Annotated in this window: 16 protein-coding genes, 2 pseudogenes and 1 riboswitch; of the genes and pseudogenes, 13 read left to right on the forward strand and 5 right to left on the reverse strand. The window is 45.2% G+C overall.

Features of this window, described 5'->3' with window-relative positions:
• The first annotated feature begins 33 nt into the window (after positions 1-33).
• From AC0YOB_RS25370 to AC0YOB_RS25395, 6 genes are all read left to right on the forward strand, one after another.
• On the forward strand, positions 34-846 hold the full coding sequence (locus AC0YOB_RS25370) for an ATP-binding cassette domain-containing protein (RefSeq protein WP_475790720.1): 813 nt from the start codon (positions 34-36) through the stop codon (positions 844-846).
• Positions 839-1,522 carry a hypothetical protein gene (locus tag AC0YOB_RS25375; protein WP_475795128.1) on the forward strand — a complete coding sequence of 228 codons (684 nt, stop codon included), beginning with the start codon at positions 839-841 and terminating at the stop codon, positions 1,520-1,522. The genes AC0YOB_RS25370 and AC0YOB_RS25375 overlap by 8 nt, the downstream gene beginning before the upstream one ends.
• 36 nt (positions 1,523-1,558) lie before the next feature.
• Positions 1,559-2,332: an ABC transporter ATP-binding protein gene (locus tag AC0YOB_RS25380; RefSeq protein ID WP_475795129.1), complete on the forward strand. Its 774-nt coding sequence runs from the start codon at positions 1,559-1,561 to the stop codon at positions 2,330-2,332.
• On the forward strand, positions 2,329-4,878 hold the full coding sequence (locus AC0YOB_RS25385) for an FtsX-like permease family protein (RefSeq protein WP_475795130.1): 2,550 nt from the start codon (positions 2,329-2,331) through the stop codon (positions 4,876-4,878). Before AC0YOB_RS25380 ends, AC0YOB_RS25385 begins: the two co-directional genes overlap by 4 nt.
• Before the next feature lie 848 nt (positions 4,879-5,726).
• Positions 5,727-6,281 carry a TetR/AcrR family transcriptional regulator gene (locus AC0YOB_RS25390; RefSeq protein WP_475795131.1) on the forward strand — a complete coding sequence of 185 codons (555 nt, stop codon included), beginning with the start codon at positions 5,727-5,729 and terminating at the stop codon, positions 6,279-6,281.
• Positions 6,282-6,358: 77 nt separating this feature from the next.
• Complete coding sequence (locus AC0YOB_RS25395) at positions 6,359-7,078, forward strand: MBL fold metallo-hydrolase (protein ID WP_475795132.1); 720 nt, start codon at positions 6,359-6,361, stop codon at positions 7,076-7,078.
• A 436-nt stretch (positions 7,079-7,514) separates the two neighbouring features.
• Here AC0YOB_RS25395 and AC0YOB_RS25400 read toward each other — a convergent pair whose 3' ends face one another.
• A complete protein-coding gene (locus AC0YOB_RS25400; RefSeq protein WP_475795133.1) occupies positions 7,515-7,751 on the reverse strand; it encodes a Spo0E family sporulation regulatory protein-aspartic acid phosphatase in 237 nt (78 codons plus the stop codon).
• Positions 7,752-8,054: 303 nt separating this feature from the next.
• Between AC0YOB_RS25400 and AC0YOB_RS25405 the strand changes: the two genes are divergently transcribed.
• From AC0YOB_RS25405 to AC0YOB_RS25435, 7 genes and pseudogenes are all read left to right on the forward strand, one after another.
• Positions 8,055-8,504 carry a hypothetical protein gene (locus tag AC0YOB_RS25405; RefSeq protein ID WP_475795134.1) on the forward strand — a complete coding sequence of 150 codons (450 nt, stop codon included), beginning with the start codon at positions 8,055-8,057 and terminating at the stop codon, positions 8,502-8,504.
• Between the two features lie 550 nt (positions 8,505-9,054).
• Entirely contained in the window at positions 9,055-9,585 is a 531-nt protein-coding gene (locus AC0YOB_RS25410) for an RNA polymerase sigma factor (RefSeq protein WP_475795135.1), read from the forward strand.
• Positions 9,582-10,379 carry a hypothetical protein gene (locus AC0YOB_RS25415; RefSeq protein WP_475795136.1) on the forward strand — a complete coding sequence of 266 codons (798 nt, stop codon included), beginning with the start codon at positions 9,582-9,584 and terminating at the stop codon, positions 10,377-10,379. Before AC0YOB_RS25410 ends, AC0YOB_RS25415 begins: the two co-directional genes overlap by 4 nt.
• Positions 10,380-10,679: 300 nt before the next feature.
• Positions 10,680-11,069 carry a hypothetical protein gene (locus AC0YOB_RS25420; RefSeq protein WP_475795137.1) on the forward strand — a complete coding sequence of 130 codons (390 nt, stop codon included), beginning with the start codon at positions 10,680-10,682 and terminating at the stop codon, positions 11,067-11,069.
• Positions 11,070-11,247: 178 nt separating this feature from the next.
• Entirely contained in the window at positions 11,248-11,754 is a 507-nt protein-coding gene (locus tag AC0YOB_RS25425) for an N-acetyltransferase family protein (RefSeq protein ID WP_475795138.1), read from the forward strand.
• Between the two features lie 68 nt (positions 11,755-11,822).
• A pseudogene (locus AC0YOB_RS25430) lies at positions 11,823-11,948 on the forward strand (GNAT family N-acetyltransferase); the annotation flags it as partial.
• A 245-nt stretch (positions 11,949-12,193) separates the two neighbouring features.
• Positions 12,194-12,619, forward strand: a pseudogene (locus AC0YOB_RS25435) (IS110 family transposase); the annotation flags it as partial.
• Between the two features lie 99 nt (positions 12,620-12,718).
• On the opposite strand, the gene AC0YOB_RS25440 reads toward AC0YOB_RS25435, so the two are convergent.
• The 4 genes from AC0YOB_RS25440 to AC0YOB_RS25455 all read right to left on the reverse strand — a co-directional run bounded on the left by AC0YOB_RS25440 (position 12,719) and on the right by AC0YOB_RS25455 (position 17,320).
• Positions 12,719-13,702: a DUF1796 family putative cysteine peptidase gene (locus AC0YOB_RS25440; RefSeq protein ID WP_475795139.1), complete on the reverse strand. Its 984-nt coding sequence runs from the start codon at positions 13,700-13,702 to the stop codon at positions 12,719-12,721.
• Between the two features lie 159 nt (positions 13,703-13,861).
• Entirely contained in the window at positions 13,862-15,427 is a 1,566-nt protein-coding gene (locus AC0YOB_RS25445) for an ABC transporter substrate-binding protein (RefSeq protein WP_475795140.1), read from the reverse strand.
• A 59-nt stretch (positions 15,428-15,486) separates the two neighbouring features.
• On the reverse strand, positions 15,487-16,374 hold the full coding sequence (locus AC0YOB_RS25450) for a carbohydrate ABC transporter permease (RefSeq protein WP_475795141.1): 888 nt from the start codon (positions 16,372-16,374) through the stop codon (positions 15,487-15,489).
• 13 nt (positions 16,375-16,387) lie between these two features.
• Entirely contained in the window at positions 16,388-17,320 is a 933-nt protein-coding gene (locus AC0YOB_RS25455) for an ABC transporter permease (RefSeq protein WP_475795142.1), read from the reverse strand.
• Between the two features lie 768 nt (positions 17,321-18,088).
• Positions 18,089-18,182, forward strand: a riboswitch (cyclic di-GMP riboswitch).
• Positions 18,183-18,217: the final 35 nt, after the last annotated feature.

Raw genomic sequence — 18,217 nt, forward strand, 5'->3', positions numbered from 1 at the left:
AAGGGCTATGGCAGAACGAAGGCCGTACGCGGCATAGATCTTCGGCTGGATGAGAACGTCATTTACGGTCTACTCGGCCGCAACGGTGCCGGCAAAACGACACTGCTCAATATGATCGGCGGAGGCATTCGTCCTGATGCCGGCACGGTTGAAGTGGAGGGCCGAAGTATAAAACCAGGGGAGAAGCCTAAGCAGATTTGTTACGTAAAGGAAAAGAAGGCTTACTTCGGAGGCGCGCGTGTGATGGAGACGCTCGAGATCGCTTCCGCTTATTACGAAAATTGGGACTGGGATTTCACCAGAGAGCTAATCAAGGTGTTCCGTCTAGACGCGGATAAGAAGATGCGCCAACTATCGAAAGGCATGGAATCGCTAGTCGGTAACATCATTGGCTTGGCCAGCCGCGCGTCCCTCACCGTGTACGATGAACCCGTGCTCGGACTGGACGTGCTGATGCGAGAGAAGTTCTATCGCATCCTACTGGAAGATTTCACCGAACAACCACGGACAATCTTCCTATCTACGCATCTCATTGACGAAATCGCCAGTGTCGTCGAGCGAATCTACATTTTGGATGCCGGAATCATCCTGCTGAACGAAGAAATCGATTCGATTCGCAGCCGGTCGTACTTGCTTCGGGGGAACTTAGAAGCGCTCGAACAATTGACGAACGGCAAGAGGGTGATCTACAAAGAGAAGTACGGAAACGGAGCGTTAGTAGCTGTCTTCGATACGATCGACGAGAAAGAGAAAAAGGAAGGCATCCGGCAGGGCGTTGTTTTCGACGAACTTTCGCTTCAAAAATTATTCGCCTATTTGGTGATGGGGGGCGATCAGGATGAATAAATATTGGGCTCAGACAAGAGCCAGTTTGATTAGTTTGCGAATCTATGGGTATGCAATCATTGGCGTGTGCATCCTATCAATACTAGTGAACGTGATCGTAGGAATTACGGCCGGAACGGGCACGAGCACGACTGCATCGGCAGGCAACATCGTCATCGCTTTTCTATTGTTCGCCGCTTCAGTTCTTCCTACGACCATTTTTCGCAAAATTTTAAATCTTGGATCAACTAGAGGCGAATACTATAGAGGACTATTGGCTTTCTACGTGGCGCTCGCCTTGGTATTATCCATACTCAATGTGGCATGGCTACAATTGGAGATTCACGTGCTTCGGAATTATTATGCTATGTATAACATTCTGGAAGTCTTTCATTGGAATCGCTTCAGCTACTGGGGGAGTTTTCTCTATCAATTCGGCGCATATATGATGCTAGCTTCGCTGCTCCATTTTCTGTTCTCCGGCATGCGTCATTACTCGGGTTGGATTGCCTGGGGCGTCCTGATCACCGCAATCCCGGTTAGTCTGTCCATCGAATCGATGCGCGGCTATGTCGCGAACGGACTATCAATTCTGCTAATGAACGATTCTGTCTTGCAGGGATTCGGCTTGAACGCAGCGATTTCTATCGTACTGATTGCAGGCGGATGGGGACTCACATATAAACGCACTTATTAAATGACCGCGAGCGGTTTTAAAATGAGGAAGAGAGGAATGGAAATGAAGAATCAAGCAATGGCAAGACCTACGGCGGTGCGTGGAGATCGGCCAGCCGTTCATTTGGAAGCTGTATCGAAGACATATCCGGGCAGGGCAGGTGTTCAAGCCCTTCAAGGGGTGACCTTAAGTTTCGCGAAAGGAACGTTCACGGCTGTGATGGGGCCGTCCGGTTCGGGAAAATCGACACTTCTGCACTGCGCCGCCGGGCTGGATAAGCCGACCTCGGGGAGCGTGACGATCGGCGAAACGGAAGTGAGCGGGTTGCGAGAACCCCAGTTAACTGAAATGCGGCGTCGGCAAGTGGGCTTCGTCTTTCAATCCTTCAATTTGATTCAATCGCTCTCAGTGTGGCAGAACATACTGCTGCCGCAACGGCTGGCCGGCGTTCGACCAGACAAGAAATGGGCAAGCGAAGTTTTGGAACAAGTCGGATTGAAGGGCAAGGAACAGGCCTTGCCAGGACAGCTATCCGGTGGCCAGCAACAACGGGTCGCTATAGCCAGGGCATTGGCAGGACGACCGGACGTCTTGTTTGGGGATGAACCGACCGGGGCGCTGGATCTGAAAACCGGGATCGAGATCCTGCAATTGATGCGCGATGTTGTCGATCAGTATGGGAGGACGGTAATCATGGTCACGCACGACGCCGCGGCTGCAGCTTGGGCGGACCGGGTCGTTTTCTTAGCTGATGGAAAACTGGCAGACATGCTCGTCTCACCTTCTGCCCGACAGATCGCCGATCAAATGATGGAGTTGAATGCGAGATGACGGTGAGTTTGGCATGGGCGGCGCTCCGCGCGCGCAAAGGAATCTTCGTCGGTACTTTCGTTGCGGCCACGCTCGCAATCGCGATCATCGCGTCGAGCGGGCTGCTGATGGAGTCGGCGCTTCGGGGTCATTCAGACGCGAACCGTTTCGCGGGCGCGGATGCGGTGATCACGGCAGACCGGAATGTGACGATTCAATTAGAAAAAGGTGACAAGCACAAACTGAAGACGAAAAGCAAGAGGTTGAAGGAAGGCGCGCCAGCGCTGCCCGCCAATCTGGCAGAGCATATCGGCAAGATTTCGGGTGTGAAGGAAGTCATTCCGGATTGGTCCTTCTACGCACAAGCGATCGACCTAACAGGCAACCCGGTGCATGGGAGGAATGGCTCGACAACCTTGGGGCACGGGTGGAGTTCGGCAATCTTGACGCCATATGTCTTGCTAGAGGGCCACGAGCCTTCCCATGGCGAAGTTGTACTGGATGAGGACTTGGCCGACAAGGCCGGAGCGGCATTGAACGAGGAAATTCGAATCGCGACGAGCCAAGGAGTAGAGTTTTTCCATCTATCCGGAATCGCGGCGCCGCAGAAACCAGCCGAACAACCGACTCTAGGAAATCTCTTCTTCTCCACTGAAGATGTCGCGAGACTTGCCAGCGCAACGCCATCAGCGATTGGTGTGTTGGCGGAACCTGGTGCAGACCGTTCTGCTCTTGCAGAAACATTGCAAAATAATGCGGGCGGAGCGTTGGTCTACATGGGGGGAGCCCGCAGCAAGGCTGAATCTCCGATGGGGCAGCCCAGCTATGTAGGCGCGGTCTCGTTGCTTGGTATAACGGGAGCCGTTACGGTGTTCGCCGCCATATTCGTCATCGCAGGGACTGTCGCTTTCTCCGTAAGACAACGACTCCGTGAGTTGGCACTTCTACGGACGATTGGCGCCACACCGAGTCAGCTGCGTAAGATGTTAGGTTTGGAGACATTGATTGTGGCGGTAATGGCCTCTGTCGTCGGGAGCCCAGTCGGATGGTGGCTTAGCCTATTCTTGAAGGAGCGCCTCCTTGGACTTGGAGTTATTCCCGCGCAGTTTGAGGTTCGCTTCAGTCTGCTGCCCTTCATTGCCGCCGTGGTGGCGGGTCTGCTCCTCACGCAGACAGCGGCCTGGCTCGCGGCGCGAAGAAGCGCCCAGATCATGCCCACACAAGCACTGCGGGAGACGGTTGACTACAAGCATGCGTTCAGCCCGATCAAACTGGCGTTGGGTCTCATCTTTGTTGCGGGCGGGCTGGCGGTTCTCCTCTTTGGACCGCTTGGCGGAGGAGACGGGACTGGGATTGGCATGGCATTCATCGCCTGCATGCTGTTCTTGATCGCGGCGACACTGCTGGGACCTCTGCTGGTGAAAACGATAGGCGGCTTGATCGGCTTGCTGATTCGAAAGGCCGGAGGTGTGACTGGCGATCTCGCCGCTTCCAACACAAGCATACGCGCGGACCGCATAGCTGGCATCGCGCTACCGCTGGCGCTTTTGGTCGCGATGAATGGGACGATGCTTCTGTCAAGCAAACTATTCGATGACATTTCAACTGACCAACGGCAGGCCCGCTTGGGGGCTGATTACGAAATCGTCGCCCAGGGAACGCCTGGATTACCGATCTCCATGATGTCTGATATTCGTGCCTTGCCCGGTGTAGTTGCCGTCACGGCAACAATTCCTGTGTCCGTCATGATCCAGGAAGCAGGAGGAAAACTTAAGAAATATCCGGCGCAAGGCTTAACTTCCGAAGGCGGGTCGAGCCCTACGTTAGAACTCGGTGTACAGTCGGGCGAGTTGAACGTAATAGCCGACGATGCAGTCGCCGTAAGCGCAGAATTGGCACAGTCGCAGCAATGGGGAATAGGCGATAAAATCGAGATGTGGTTGTCGGACGGCACACAGGTGGAACTTCGTATCGCCGCTGTGTACGGGCTATCCCGCGGTCTCGGCGATTTGCTGCTACCGGGGAAGTTGGCCGAAGCACATGGCCGGAACGGCATGGCAGGTGCCATGTACGTGCAGAGTGCCCTCGGATCGGTCGGCGCTCTTACCTCAGACGATCTCGTTGGACTGCGTCAACAGTGGCCGATGGTAGGTGTCCTTAGCCAGGAGGACGCCGCGCACGCAGTCAGCAACCAACAAGCCGCGTTCGATCTTTTGGTAAGCATTTCAATTCTCTTCATGGCAATCTCAATATTCAACACATTTGCGATTGCGACGAGCTCTCGGGCAAGCGAGTTTGCCGATCTGCGCTTAGCCGGCGCGACGTTTGGACAAATCCGTCGCATGCTGAGCTGGGAATCGCTCGTCGTAACGATTCTTGGAGTGCTGATTGGGTGCATCATCATGCATGCAATCTTGGGTATTCTAGGTCTGGCACAAGACGGAGAATGGCACTGGACGATCGACGTTAGGACCTACAGTAGCTTGCTGGCTGGAACTGTGCTGCTCGGCCTGCTAGCCAATATCCTTCCGGCGAGACAGACGATTCAACGCCTGCGAAAGGCTTAGGCGAAGGAAAGCAACCGCGTTTCCCAAGTAAACACACAAAGCTAAAAAGAGAACCAGGCAAAAGTCCTGCTGATTGAATAACTAGTGTAATAGCGATAGTGTAAGACAAAATGCAGACTGCCTAAACTCCGGCAATCTGCATTTTGTTGTATATTAACTTCGTCATTCACTGTTGTCGGGTGACAAGAACTAGTGCCCAATACAATACAAATACCCAGAAAATCTAAAACTGGACAATCTAAATAGACGTTCATGATATTATTATTACCTGTCGGGTGAGAAGAACATTATCCCATTAAAGGCCGCGAAAATCGCGGCTTTTTTCATTTATGAAATAAAGTTCTTGTCAAAACCAAATGACAAGAACTTGATCTCATTCCCGACGTAAGGAAGGGAATCGCATCGCATATTGAAGGCAGTCAGGGACGACCGACTACAATTTGTTCATCTAAACGGGTACGATAGCTTAATAAAGGGGCACCGGGGAGATACGTGTAAAAACAGGACATAGCCTAGTGATATTTTACCAATTAACTTAGAAAAGCCAACAATCGTTTGTCTAATGCATTTTTAACCTGTGAAATCCAGTGCACCTTGAAGCGAGGGGGAATACGAAGGAAAGTTAAGTGATTTAGCATACGACCATAGATAATTGTAGTGTTTCTGGAGAGCCGTATGTACCGAAAGATGAACGTACGGCTTGGGAATGATGTCCTTGGCTCATCCCCCTAAAAAACAGGCGAAACACTTTGCTGTCATATTGGTGTGTGCAAAGATTGACAATCCTCTTTTAGTACTCTATAGTTCTAATCATGAATAAGCTAACTAATCAAGATCATGTGATTCAAGTGGCAGCTGAATTGTTTCGTAACCATGGTCTTTCATACACAACGATGGATGACGTGGTCAAACAAAGCGGTGTATCAAAATCCAATATTTATTATCATTTTAAGAGCAAAGATGATCTAACACTTTCTGTTTTAGAAGCATACATCTCAAATCTTGAAACATTTTTCCAAAAACGATTCGTAGAAACCCGCGGATCGTTGATAGAAAAAATAAAGCAATACACAGATGTGCTGATAGAAGAACTAGCGGAACGAGGCTGCGTTGGAGGATGTCCACTCATTTCTCTCATGGTGGAAGCCGGTAGAACGAATAAACAAGTTCACTTACGACTTGAGATGTTTTTTGAACAGCAAGTTGATCATTTTACTCAACTCATTCAACAAGGAGCTAAACAAGGCGAAATACGTAACGACCTTCCAGCAAATATGCTCGCTTCCATCTTTAGTTCATGGCTGGAAGGAATGTTAATGCTTATCAGTATCAAAAGAAATACCAATTCATTTCAAAAAGAGCGCGATACATTACTAAAAATGTTGCAGCCGACTACATCTTAATTGCTATGATCTTTTTTTTTGACATCCATTAGTACTATTCAGTACTAAAAATTTCTGCTTTATCTGGAGGACTAGACATGGAAAAAATTCAAAAACATATTTATCGAATCAAAGGATTACCGCTGGGAAATGTTTATGTAATTGAGGCTTCTGATGGTCTCACTCTTGTAGATACAAGCAAGCCTAATTCAGTATCACGAATCAAAAAGGGTCTTCAACGTGGCGGCTATCAACTGAGTGACATTAAACGGATTCTTATCACACATGCTCATTGGGATCATTTTGGAAGTCTTGCTGAATTACAAGCAATAACAGGAGCAAAAGTGTATGCTCATCATCGTTATGAGAGCGAGGTGATTCGCGGGGAGAAAATGCCTCATTTTGCCTCTCCTTCCCAACTAGGAGGATTTGATCGCCTCGTATATAAGTATTGGCTTAAACCTATGCTTAACTTTCAAATAGCTGTACCCGTTCATGTTGAGTTTATAGAAGGTGATCACTTAGATGAAGTACTTCCTGGTTTAGAGGTGATTGATTTACCTGGGCACAGTCCAGGACATTGTGGTTTTTGGTTAGAAAATCAACGAATGTTGATCGGTGGTGATATTCTCATGAACTTACCCTCCGATTGTCTAACATTACCATTAATCGCAGCTACTCCGGATTTAGTAATAGCTAAACAATCCGTTCGCAAAATAGATAATATGAATGTAGAAACACTTTGCCTAGGGCATGGTAAACCGATTATTGGAAATGCTGCTACTAAGGTCCATAAGTTTGCTAATAATCTTAATTAGTACACCTAGTGACGCAGAATATGTCTTCTACGTCAGCTCCTTTTCTTCTGCACAAAATCTGAGATTTTGTGAAGAAGCAAAAGGAGCTGCCGTGGCAGCTCCTTCGTCGGGAATATTAAGCTCTCGAAGGGGATAGGCGTTGGAGTAGATCAGAGGTGGAGAGCTTAGCCGGGAGCGAGCGGAACGCAAGAATTGTAGATTCATAAGAGAACAGTGCTGCGTAGACATACTTTCATAGTCTGAAGTAAAATAACGATGTGTTCTGGTTGTGGGACAGTCCCCAATAAATGAGCTGCGTTGAGACCGGATACGCCGGATACGCCTATCTTTGTGATGGGGAAAAGCTCTAAAGAGCGCAGCCGGGACCGGGAGGCCGCTTGCCAGGCGGCTTTCCTTATAAAAAAAACAGTTGTGGCCGAGCGCCGGACATCTCTATCTAATCACTTGTTTGGTACATATGTACTGCTGGGTATTGAGCTAAGTACGCATTAGTAAATTTGTATCCTAAATTTTTGGTCATCGTTAATCTATAATAACTAATGATCAATTCATCTAGCTTTTGGCTAAGATATACGACCTCTTCTTGATATAAATCACCACATTGCACCCCAAAATCAACAAGGTGTGATCGTAATCTTTTAATATCTCCTTCTATTTTTGCGATCTGATCCATTTTTCTCTCTCCTTATAAATTCACGATAATAATCAGTATAAGAGCTAGAAATCAAATAATCTGTTGAAAATTGTCTTTCACAAAGTTTTAATTTTTTAGTCGCTTATTAAGCTAACGGGTACGTTAGTTCAACGCCGTAGGGGTGCCGCAACGGCACCCCCATCGCTCCGCTAACGGGAAGAATTGCTCAACAAATTGAAGACATTTAATGGTATCCATGTTGATGTAATGGTAAGGAGAACGAAACTTATCGGTTAGCTTTTGCGTCTTACAATGGAAGTAACAGGTAATAAGGAGGTTTTAATGAAGCAAGGATTATACGTAGTTTTAGTAATTATGCGGTACTTTGTTAAGCTAAATGTATTGAGTGCTATCTTTGCCTTATTGCCATTTATAATCAGTGAACTATTAGTCAATATGTATAGAATTAATCGAATAACTGGGATTGAATTCGAAGTTATAAATTGGGTTAGTATCATTATCAGTTTTGTAGCAGTTGGTGGTTTCGTTATTTTGATCAAACAATTTTTACCCGCAAAAAAAATAAACTTTTTATCATCCATAACATGGGTCCCCTATTACTGGATATATGTACGTACTTTTGCTTCTCAATTTCCAATGAATAATTCGGCTGATGATCCTAATCCTGTTTCAGGGTTAATTATTATTGCAGGTTTATTGCTATACCCGTTTTTATTGGCTGGAGTTAATACTGTTGCTCTATTTTTTAAGAGGCGCGACGTGTTAAGCTAACTGGGTACGATAGTGGAGGAGCTTGCTTCGAGGCAGCTTCTCTTTTGTTTATTGAACTAACGGGTACGATAGCGCAATAACTAAATGGGCTGCCACATGGTTGTCCCTCGTGTGCGCCCAGCGCCACGACAGGGTGAATGACGGCGGGTGACCATAAGAACTAGCTCGATTTTGCCAATAAGCTGTTAAAGCCAGTAAAAGAAATATCTGAATGAACGCAGGCATCATCAATGTTATATTGCAGCCTACCGATTGCTCGGGAGGCTTTTTCTGCTGGGCCCTGCCTGTTCTCCCACCCAGGGTCGCTCAATTTAGATTTTCAGACCTCGGCTGAAATTGAACTTACTAATGAAAAATGGTAATTGGCTTTTGGAGATCAATCCATAATCAAGGTGCTATCTCGTGAGCTTGGCAAGGTTAGTTAATGGAAATGCCTCGCGAATAAGATATTTTCGCATGTACAGCAGGTTTCCCGGAGAAGACTTTTTGAAATTATTATGGGAACTTTTTGATCATTGCCTTGTCTACTTATTTGGAGGTGTTGCAAAGAGTGGAAGACGAGTATCTTAAAAATATGAACTGCATCGATCCGCCTTTAATCGAATCACTTGTTGTGAAATACTGGAAGGATGTTTGGAATTTTGCGTATATTCTAACCAAAAAGCATGATGCAGCTGACGATATAGCTCAGGACACATTCGTTAGCGCCTTTCTTTCCCTGGATGGCTTCCGTGGAGAGTCAACAGTAAAAACCTGGCTGCTCCAGATTTGCCGAAACCAGGCCATTAACTATAAAAGATCCGTTTTCCGTAAAATGATACCTGTTCCAGTTGTTAAATTCTCTGCTATCTCAGCCTCCGCCGAAACCATTTTTTTCGCAAATGCCTGGATGGATGATACTTGGCTATATTTATTGTCCCTTCCAAACAAGTATCGGGAAGTGTTGGTATTGGAAATACGCTATGGACTTTCAATTAGAGAGGTATCGGAATTGCTGCATATTCCGGAGGGAACCGTCAAATCAAGAATTCATCGGGCAAGAGCGAAGATGAGAAAAAAGATGCAGGAGGGACGGCCATGAAGAACAGAGACTGGGAAGAACAGCTTCAAGAAGGACCTTACCATGTCAGAGCTGAGCAATTTCAAATCAGAAGCATTCAAGAAAGGGTGCTGGGCGCTCAAAAGAAAGGAACGCATTCAGGCTTGAAGTGGATGGCTTCGATCACTTTAATCCTTGCGGCAGCAGCCTGTTTATGGATCGTAGAAATCCCTGTTTCCGTCCATCCAGAGATCCCTGTTCCCATTCATTCGGATATCCCGGTACGCTCTCTATCGGACCAGGATATTTTGCAAATAATTGAACAAAGCAGCCCTGATCCCGATCGAACATTACTGTATAAAGAAAACGCGGGAAACAACGGGCTATTGATTTTTACAGCAAAACAGGATTCAAAGCGGCATGGAATGACATGGGAGGCTGGGTATATCAACGGTACATCGCGGAGCTGGATTAAAGGCGGCGAAGGCTGGATGGATTTTGTTTCAAGAACTCAGTATGACCAATGGGTGAAAGGGGAAGTTACAAACCCATCCCCTGTATATGTTAAAGCACAACCGGGCACACCATTTCCAATTCTTTATGGCGATCTCATAGATCCTTGGGTCACTCAAATTCGCATTACGGGCGAGGGAGAACTACAGCAAAATGCAAAAATTATCGAACATGCTCAAGGAGGCCATTCTTTATGGTTTGCTTCTCTGCCCATTCAAACAAATGGAGCTCTCATGATAGAGTATTTGGATATCAAGGGAAATGTAATAGGTACAAATCTTTTAAATGTAGAATCATCTGGAACGACCGAAAAGGGGCGATGAATTGGTTTGTTAGGCAACCTTATTACGCTAACGGGTACGATATTGCAAAGACCAGGAACAGATCGCCGCGGCTGGCAACTGTTCCTTTTTTCATTGAAGTAACGGGCATTTTTGCGCAACAAATTCGAGACACCACGCGTATAAGGTTCGAATGGAAATTAGTGGGATAGAGTGTTTGTTTGGCATTATATTCTTTGTAGGAGTATGGTACAAGGAATTCTACATGAAGTGATTTCTCGTAGTCGGTAAATCACTGCCTTGCAGGCGGTCGGTACCTAATGGAGTAGGGAGAAAAATCATATGAAGAAAAAAATAGCATTTGTTTTAGCAATTATAAGTATAGTTATGATTGTTTATTTTTTTAGAGTTAGTAAGAGCGTCGACTATGTAGTCATAGCGACAAAAGAAGCTCCCCTAACTATAAAAAAAGCTATTGAATTAAATAATGACAATTTAAAATTTAGTATTTTTCAAGATGAATCGGATACGTACATTTATTATAAGAGTGACTCAAATCCTAACGAGTATATAACTACAAATTTAGGTGTATCAACCAAAGGCGGCCAGTATATTGTTTCTGCACAAGTTGAATATGCTGTAAATGATGGTGAAGTTAGTCATGATAAACTTATTAAAGTGAATAAAATTTGGGATAAAGACGTTATTTTCAAAGAAAAAATTGAAAGGTAAATAACATGGGAGTTTTTATTCGGTATTGAACTAACGGGTACGATAGTTGAATGCATTTAGGAGCAGTTTGCCGGCCGCAGCTGCTCTTTTTTAGTTACGCTAAAGGGAAGTCGGTTTAGTCTGGTTATTTGTGGTAACATATGGTTGAAAGTTAGTCCTGAGGATGGAGGCCTGTCTAATGAAGGTAAAAGAAGCATCCATTGAAGACGCAGAGAGAATTGCTTTCGTACATGTAAGTAGTTGGAGAACAACATATGCAGGCATCATAGCTGAATCATATTTATCAAGTCTCTCCGTCGAGAGTAGGACAAAGAACTGGGTCTGGACATTTGAAAATTGCGCAGAACATGAAAAAGTTTTTATCGCTGAAGACAGTGATGACAAGATTGTTGGGTTTTCATGCGGTGGCCAAAATCGAAATCAGGAATTCTTGCATGACGGTGAGCTATATGCCATTTACCTGTTAAAAGAACACCAGGGTTTAGGAATAGGCAAAACACTCTTCAACGCAGTAGTTGAATCATTGAAAAATAATGGTTGCTCGTCGATGATGCTGTGGGTACTAAGGGATAATCCATCTCTTGGCTTTTACAAATCTCAGGGTGGTCAACCTCTAGGGCAGAAAAATATTACGATCGGGACGGATAGCTTGGTTGAAATGGCCATCGGTTGGGATAACATATAAACGATTTTCATTAAGATCCCATGTAAGACAGAAATTACCACATAATCTGTGGTGCGGCGCTTGCGCTGATGGGAGCCACTTATTACATTGGAAGTACACATGAAACAAATAAAAAAATGCAAAGAATATTTTTAAGAAATGGGTGTTCTATAAAAGCAAAAACAGAATCGTATTATAAAATTTTTGATACTTAATATATGTGAATCATTGCGCTAACGGGTACGATAGCTCAACAACCAGGTCATTAAAGTAACTGGGCACGATAGTGGAGAAGCCTGCTTCGCGGCAGCTCCTCTTTTCCATTAAAGTAATGGGCAGCATTATTCCTATTATGAAGAAATACGAGATTTGAGAAACAAAAAGTCTCCTTGGTATGATGTTTGTGGGTCCTAGAGCTGGTGAGCGACCGGATCCAAAAACAAACCAAGGAGACTACAGCATGCATTCTACTCAAAATGAACGAATGAATCAAATCAGTTCTTCAACCTTAATTGTCGGTGTAGACATCGCCAAATTCAAACATGTGGCTCGTGCACAAGACTACCGAGGAGTCGAGTTCGGAAAGCCAATTGCGTTTGAAAATAATCGAGAAGGTTTTGAATACTTCGTTAATTGGTTCAAGAAACTTGGTACGAAGCAAGGCTTTCAGGACGTCATCATCGATATGGAGCCTACGGGCCACTACTGGCTGAATCTTACTCATTTCCTAAGAGAACAGCAAGTGAAGTATGGTGTGGTAAATCCGCTACACGTTAAGAAAAGCAAAGAGTTGGACGATAACTCGCCCACGAAGAATGACATGAAGGACGCAAAAGTAATCGCTCAGCTGGTCAAAGACGGAAGGTACGCCGTACCCAATCTTCCCCGAATTTAGCGTCTAGGTTAGTCTGCACGAGTTTCATTTCCCTCCGAGAAAGTTGACTCTTGTTTCTTCGTCCAAACAGTTCTCTCCCGGGACTTTTTACTACCCCCGATGAATGTTAGTTGCATATAAAAAAAAGTAATCATTCAGAATTTCGAATTTATTTTCTGATAAATTTTCGAAAATTTCCCTAGAATAGTGTTCTGTATGAATAATAACAAAATACTTAGATCTATCGCGCAAAAAACTAGGCTCTGTGAAAATGCGATCAGTAACATGTGTTAATGATACTGGTAATTTATAATCATACGCATAGTAGTCCAATAACCCCATGTTTTGCAAGAAACTTTCAAGCTCTCGAAAATTACCATCCATACCCCAAATCACAATACTTCTGTTATTCAATTTTTCTAGTAATACTTTTTTTAGTATTTCCAAGTGTGATACTCGCTTCAGTTTAGATAATACTTTTTTCCATGCTACATAGTCTCCTCTCCAACTATCCTTAGGATTGATTCCGGTATAATTGAATGTAGAAGATATTACCCATGTATCTTTCATTATTTCCTGGATTACGTCGTTTTGGCTATCTTTTAATAGCAATAAATGCACTTGTTTATCTGTAAATCTTCTATCCAGAGAATCTTTTAGTTTCATCATATCAATATCTGTAGCTTCATTAGAACGTCTAATAAAAAGAATAGTTTCACAAAAAATTAATGTTTGATTAAAACTTTCAACTTTATGGGTGAATTTAGATTTAAGGATTCCAAATGAATCCGGATTCACAAAATTCTCACTCGAAATATCATGTCTTGACACAAAATTTGTTTCTTTGTCCAAAATAACTACTCGTCCATCTTGATTTTGTATTTCAGCTAACTGTAGATTTTCAATATTAAAAAAAGATTCAAAGTTTGTGTCGAACTGCTTAATAACTTGAGATGTATCATCGCTCTCAATCCAGTCAAATGGACTACTAATTTTAACTAAGCCATTTGAAATTAAATTCTCCGCGGTAGAACAGTCGTTGCCCAAACTAATAATTGCATCATAATAATGATTAAATAGTTCACAATCATCCATTATTCATCCACTCCATTCTATCTACACTAATATCGTACCCATTCCTCACGGATGCTCCCCATCCAATCGTTTTATTTGAAAAAGACTAGAGATACGGATGAAATTCGAGCAACAGCCCTCATCCGATCCCTAGATTGAAGAATAGTGATGCACTTGCCGTTATTGCTGAGTTTTTGCCCAATCGTCAAGCTGCTTCTGCTTCTCTGCTACGATTTTATCGCTTCCTGCATCCTTCAATTTGTCGATGAACTTCGGCAGATTTTCCTTGGGATCGAGCGTCCCCGTCTCAAGGCTGAGGGCGTATTCAGACACTACGTTACTGACCGCGGCCACTTCTGTTTTCACATTGGTCACATTAAATACAAAGCCTAGCGCCTTCGATGGTGTAGCGTTCTTGTTAAATTCGTCTGTCTTCTTCCACTTGTCCGGGTCTTCTGAGGTCCAGGTGTAGGACAGGAACTGATTTCCTAACAAATAGGATAAGTTGAAATTGTAAGAAACGTTCATAATATCAACGCCCGGCGGGAAATCAACCACATTATCCGACTTCTTCACGTAATGCTTACCTTCGATTCCCCAGGCGAGCAGATTATACAGCTGTTTGTCCGAGTAAAGCAGGTTGAGCAACATCATCGCTCTGTCGGGATTCTCGGAGCTTTTCGGAATCGACCACATGGAGTTGTTAATCGTATCGGAGGTCGCATGATCGTCGGTCAGTCTGGCGCTGACCATCTCTGCGCCGACAACCCGGGAGATTTCAGCGTCAAAGCCAGGCTTCATGTTTCCCAAGAACGCAAATGCCTTCCCTGCCTTCACGAGCTCGATGCCGCTTTGTTTGCTCGTAGCAGCGTCCTTCAGCACGTAACCGGCTTGATACCAATTATTCATCAAATTCAATTCATCTGCATATTGAGGCGTTTCATACCAATCGGCCACTTTCAGCCCATTATCGTAATCCGGCAGCACTCCGATGCTTCCCCCCAATGGATCAAAAGGAAGGAAACCTGCATAAAACGGAGAGGTTCCAGGGTTTTTGGCAACAAGCGGCGTTACATCCGGTTCGTTTTCTTTGATGGTCTGGAAGACGGCAGTTAGATCGTCAAGAGTTTTGATTTTGGTTATATCAATATGGTACTTGTCGACCAAATCTTTACGCATCTCAATGCCGTAGTAAGAGGCCATGTCCTTGACTGTCGGAACGGCATATATTTGACCGTTTACTTTAGCAGTCGATAACTGGGCAGGTGTCACGGCTGCCTGGATGCCGGAACCGTATTTTGCTAACAGATCGTCAAGCGGAAGATATACCCCACTTGCCGCTAGCGAGGGATAATTATGTAGAGTGGAGGCGATCATCAGATCCACCTTCTCGCCGCTGGTGAGTATCAAGTTCGATTGCTGCGCCCACTGGCTGGGAGCTACCGGCATCACCTTGATCGTGGCATTGATTTCTTCTTTCAAAATTCTGTTCATTGCTTCTTCGACTTCGGGTAAATCCTTCTGATCATTGCCCCAAAAGGCGATCTTAAGCTCATAGGGAGGCAGGTCCGACGCGATTGATGTCGGCGATGAGGTTGGCTCGGATGACGATGACCCACCAGCGTTTTGGGTGCCGCCCGCATTATTAGCGCTACTTGCGTTATTCGCGCCGCAGCCTGCCAGCAGCATTACCGATGCCAGCAGGGCAGCCAGTCCTGCTTGTACGGCTTTTCGTTTTTTCAACATGGAATGAAAACCTCCTGAGAGAATGTTATATGCCAACCAGCGGAAAACTGGAGAAGGCCTTACCCTTTAATTGCGCCAATCGTGAGCCCTTTTACGAAATAGCGCTGGAAGAACGGATAGGCAATCAGAATCGGAACGATTCCGATGACCGCCATTGCCATGCGCACCGTCTCCTTCGGAACATCAGCATATCTATCGCCCGTATTACCTGCGAAGTTGCTGCTGGTCAGGAAATCGAAGTCGAGCAGGATGCGGTTCAGCAGGTTCTGCAGACTAAACAGCTTGCTGTCCGTAATGTAGATCATGCCGTTAAACCAATCGTTCCAATAATGAATCATTTGGAACAGCCCGACGGTTGCCAAGATCGGCAGCGACAGCGGAAGCACGATCTGAACGAACGTCCGGAATTCGCCGGCTCCGTCTATATTGGCCGACTCGATTACGGGAGCCGGGATCGACGTCGCGAAAAACGTGCGCATCATCATCACATAGAAGGCATTCATTAACAGTCCCGGCACGATCAGTGCGAAAAGCGTGTTCTTCAGGTCGAGCAGCTGCGTGTAGACTAAGTATTGCGGCACCAGTCCGCCGTTAAGCAGCATAGTAAAGAACACGAAGAACGACCAGAACCTGCCGAGAGGCATCTCCTTTCGCGACAGCGGGTAGGCTAGAAGCGCCGTAATGATCAGTCCGGCAACGGTCCCGATCACCGTAATGGCGATCGTGATGCCGTAAGCGCGCAAAATGCGGTCGATTTCATGCCATAAGTACTGATAGGCAGCCATGCTGAAGGCCTCCGGAAAAAAGGAATATCCGTGGCGAAGAATCGACTGCTCGTCCGTAAAGGATGTGATGAGCAGTAAAATGAACGGAAGCAGGCATAAGGTCGATATGAAGAGCAGCACGATGTGCACGAACCATTGCCAGACAGAGTTATTCGTTTTCATGCGAGCCACCTTCTTAAAATAAAGCGTGATCTTTGTTAATTTTTCTGACGACGAAGTTAGCCGCCAGCACCAATACGAAACCGACAAGCGATTGATAGACGCCGGCTGCCGAGGACATGCCGACGTCGCCGAGTGTCATCAGGGAGCGGTAGACATACGTATCGATGACGTTGGTCGTCGATTGCAGAGCGCCCGCGTTCAGCGGCACCTGATAGAACAAGCCGAAGTCGGAATAGAAGATGCGGCCGATCTGCAGCAGCGTCATAATCGTAATCACCGGCACCAGCAGCGGAATTGTGATGCGCTTGATCTGCTGCCACTTACCGGCCCCATCGATCGTAGCCGCCTCGTAATACTCGGGATCGATGCCGATAATCGAGGCTAAGTAGATCACGCTCAAGGAGCCCGCGCTGATCCATAGATGAACAACGGTCAGAATATAAGGCCATACATGCGCCTCGCTGTACCAGGAGAAGTCCGGCAAGCCCAGCATCGGCAGGGCCGTTTTGTTCAGGAAGCCGGTATCCGCACTGAGCATCGCGAAGACGAGGTAGCCGACGATGACCATCGAGATCAGGTAGGGCAGCAGGATAACGGTCTGATAAAAGCGCGATAGCCACCTTTTCCTGACTTCATTGAGCAGAATCGCCATAAAGACCGGCACGATTAGGTTTAAACAGATGAAAGCGGCATTATATAGAATGGTATTTCGGGTAATCAGGAGCGCATCGGATGTCTTGAATAGATACTCGAAATTTTTGAACCCGATCCAGTTGCTGCCGAAGATGCCCTTGGTATAGTTGAAATCTTTAAACGCGATGATGACGCCGAACATCGGCAAATAATTGTTGATCAAAAGGTAGAGGATGCCCGGCAGCATCATAAGCCCTAACGCAACGTATCGCCGGAGATTTTTAGCCTTTTTACCGGCCACTAGCAGTTTCATTTCGATGTTCCCTTCTACATGACGAGATCGTCGGTAATGACGACAAAAGCAGAAGCAAAACCGGAAGTTTTCACAACTTAAAATAATTGCTTTGACCTTGTCTGTCTTGCTTAAATCCAAAAATCTTTGTCAAGCGCGCATTCATTTGAGTGTTTTTCATATAGATGAATTATAGATTCCCATCGTTTTTTATATTTCCAATAATATCCAATATTTTGCCGCTACACCTCCTTTTAACCCTCTCAATATGTACAATAATTTACAAACAAAATAATTAATCTTGTAAGCAAATGTATTATAATAGGGATGGCGATTTTTGTAAAGTTTTGTCGATTCCTTCATGCAATGGGAGGAGTCTCGCGGAGATTATGGTTTCTAATATATGCAGCTCAAAAATATACGAAATAAACCGATATAAGAAATTAAGAGTAAAGATACAAGTTATTATTGGGTTAATTTATGTTATAGAGGTTTTTTTAGTATTGGGTGTTTTGCTGATCAATTGTTGAGATAGGCGGAAACCTATAAAAAATTAGTTAAATTCATATGTAAAGGTAAGTTTTAGGAAATCGATATATGCTTAAAAATTCCTGGCGCGGCGGGCGTGGGGGAGCAATTTGAAAGATATTAAACGTAGAGAGGGGGTCATATATTTCGTTTCACATAAGAATTTTGCACGAATCTTGTTGAAATTTACCGAAATAGGTCGAAAAGACCATTCTATAATGTGGTATATAAGTATATATTAGTAAAGTAAATTAAAATTTCATGCGACAAAGGCAAACCCATCTGAAAAGGGGGGACGCAAAGCTATAGGGGCTAAGGTGGACGAGCTATTCCATGATGCCAGCCAGTTACCGAATATGATGGATATTTTTCCTTCGTATTCTCCTAATC

It is taken from the genome of Paenibacillus sp. JT31N17 (genome assembly GCF_056269255.1).

What these genes read in the sequence shown, in the direction of transcription:
- AC0YOB_RS25375 (WP_475795128.1), top strand. Translation starts at nt 839, where the DNA reads ATGAATAAATATTGGGCTCAGACAAGAGCCAGTTTGATTAGTTTGCGA.
- AC0YOB_RS25380 (WP_475795129.1), top strand. Translation starts at nt 1,559, where the DNA reads ATGGAAATGAAGAATCAAGCAATGGCAAGACCTACGGCGGTGCGTGGA.
- AC0YOB_RS25385 (WP_475795130.1), top strand. Translation starts at nt 2,329, where the DNA reads ATGACGGTGAGTTTGGCATGGGCGGCGCTCCGCGCGCGCAAAGGAATC.
- AC0YOB_RS25395 (WP_475795132.1), top strand. Translation starts at nt 6,359, where the DNA reads ATGGAAAAAATTCAAAAACATATTTATCGAATCAAAGGATTACCGCTG.
- AC0YOB_RS25400 (WP_475795133.1), bottom strand. Translation starts at nt 7,751, where the DNA reads ATGGATCAGATCGCAAAAATAGAAGGAGATATTAAAAGATTACGATCA.
- AC0YOB_RS25405 (WP_475795134.1), top strand. Translation starts at nt 8,055, where the DNA reads ATGAAGCAAGGATTATACGTAGTTTTAGTAATTATGCGGTACTTTGTT.
- AC0YOB_RS25415 (WP_475795136.1), top strand. Translation starts at nt 9,582, where the DNA reads ATGAAGAACAGAGACTGGGAAGAACAGCTTCAAGAAGGACCTTACCAT.
- AC0YOB_RS25420 (WP_475795137.1), top strand. Translation starts at nt 10,680, where the DNA reads ATGAAGAAAAAAATAGCATTTGTTTTAGCAATTATAAGTATAGTTATG.
- AC0YOB_RS25425 (WP_475795138.1), top strand. Translation starts at nt 11,248, where the DNA reads ATGAAGGTAAAAGAAGCATCCATTGAAGACGCAGAGAGAATTGCTTTC.
- AC0YOB_RS25440 (WP_475795139.1), bottom strand. Translation starts at nt 13,702, where the DNA reads ATGGATGATTGTGAACTATTTAATCATTATTATGATGCAATTATTAGT.
- AC0YOB_RS25445 (WP_475795140.1), bottom strand. Translation starts at nt 15,427, where the DNA reads ATGTTGAAAAAACGAAAAGCCGTACAAGCAGGACTGGCTGCCCTGCTG.
- AC0YOB_RS25450 (WP_475795141.1), bottom strand. Translation starts at nt 16,374, where the DNA reads ATGAAAACGAATAACTCTGTCTGGCAATGGTTCGTGCACATCGTGCTG.
- AC0YOB_RS25455 (WP_475795142.1), bottom strand. Translation starts at nt 17,320, where the DNA reads ATGAAACTGCTAGTGGCCGGTAAAAAGGCTAAAAATCTCCGGCGATAC.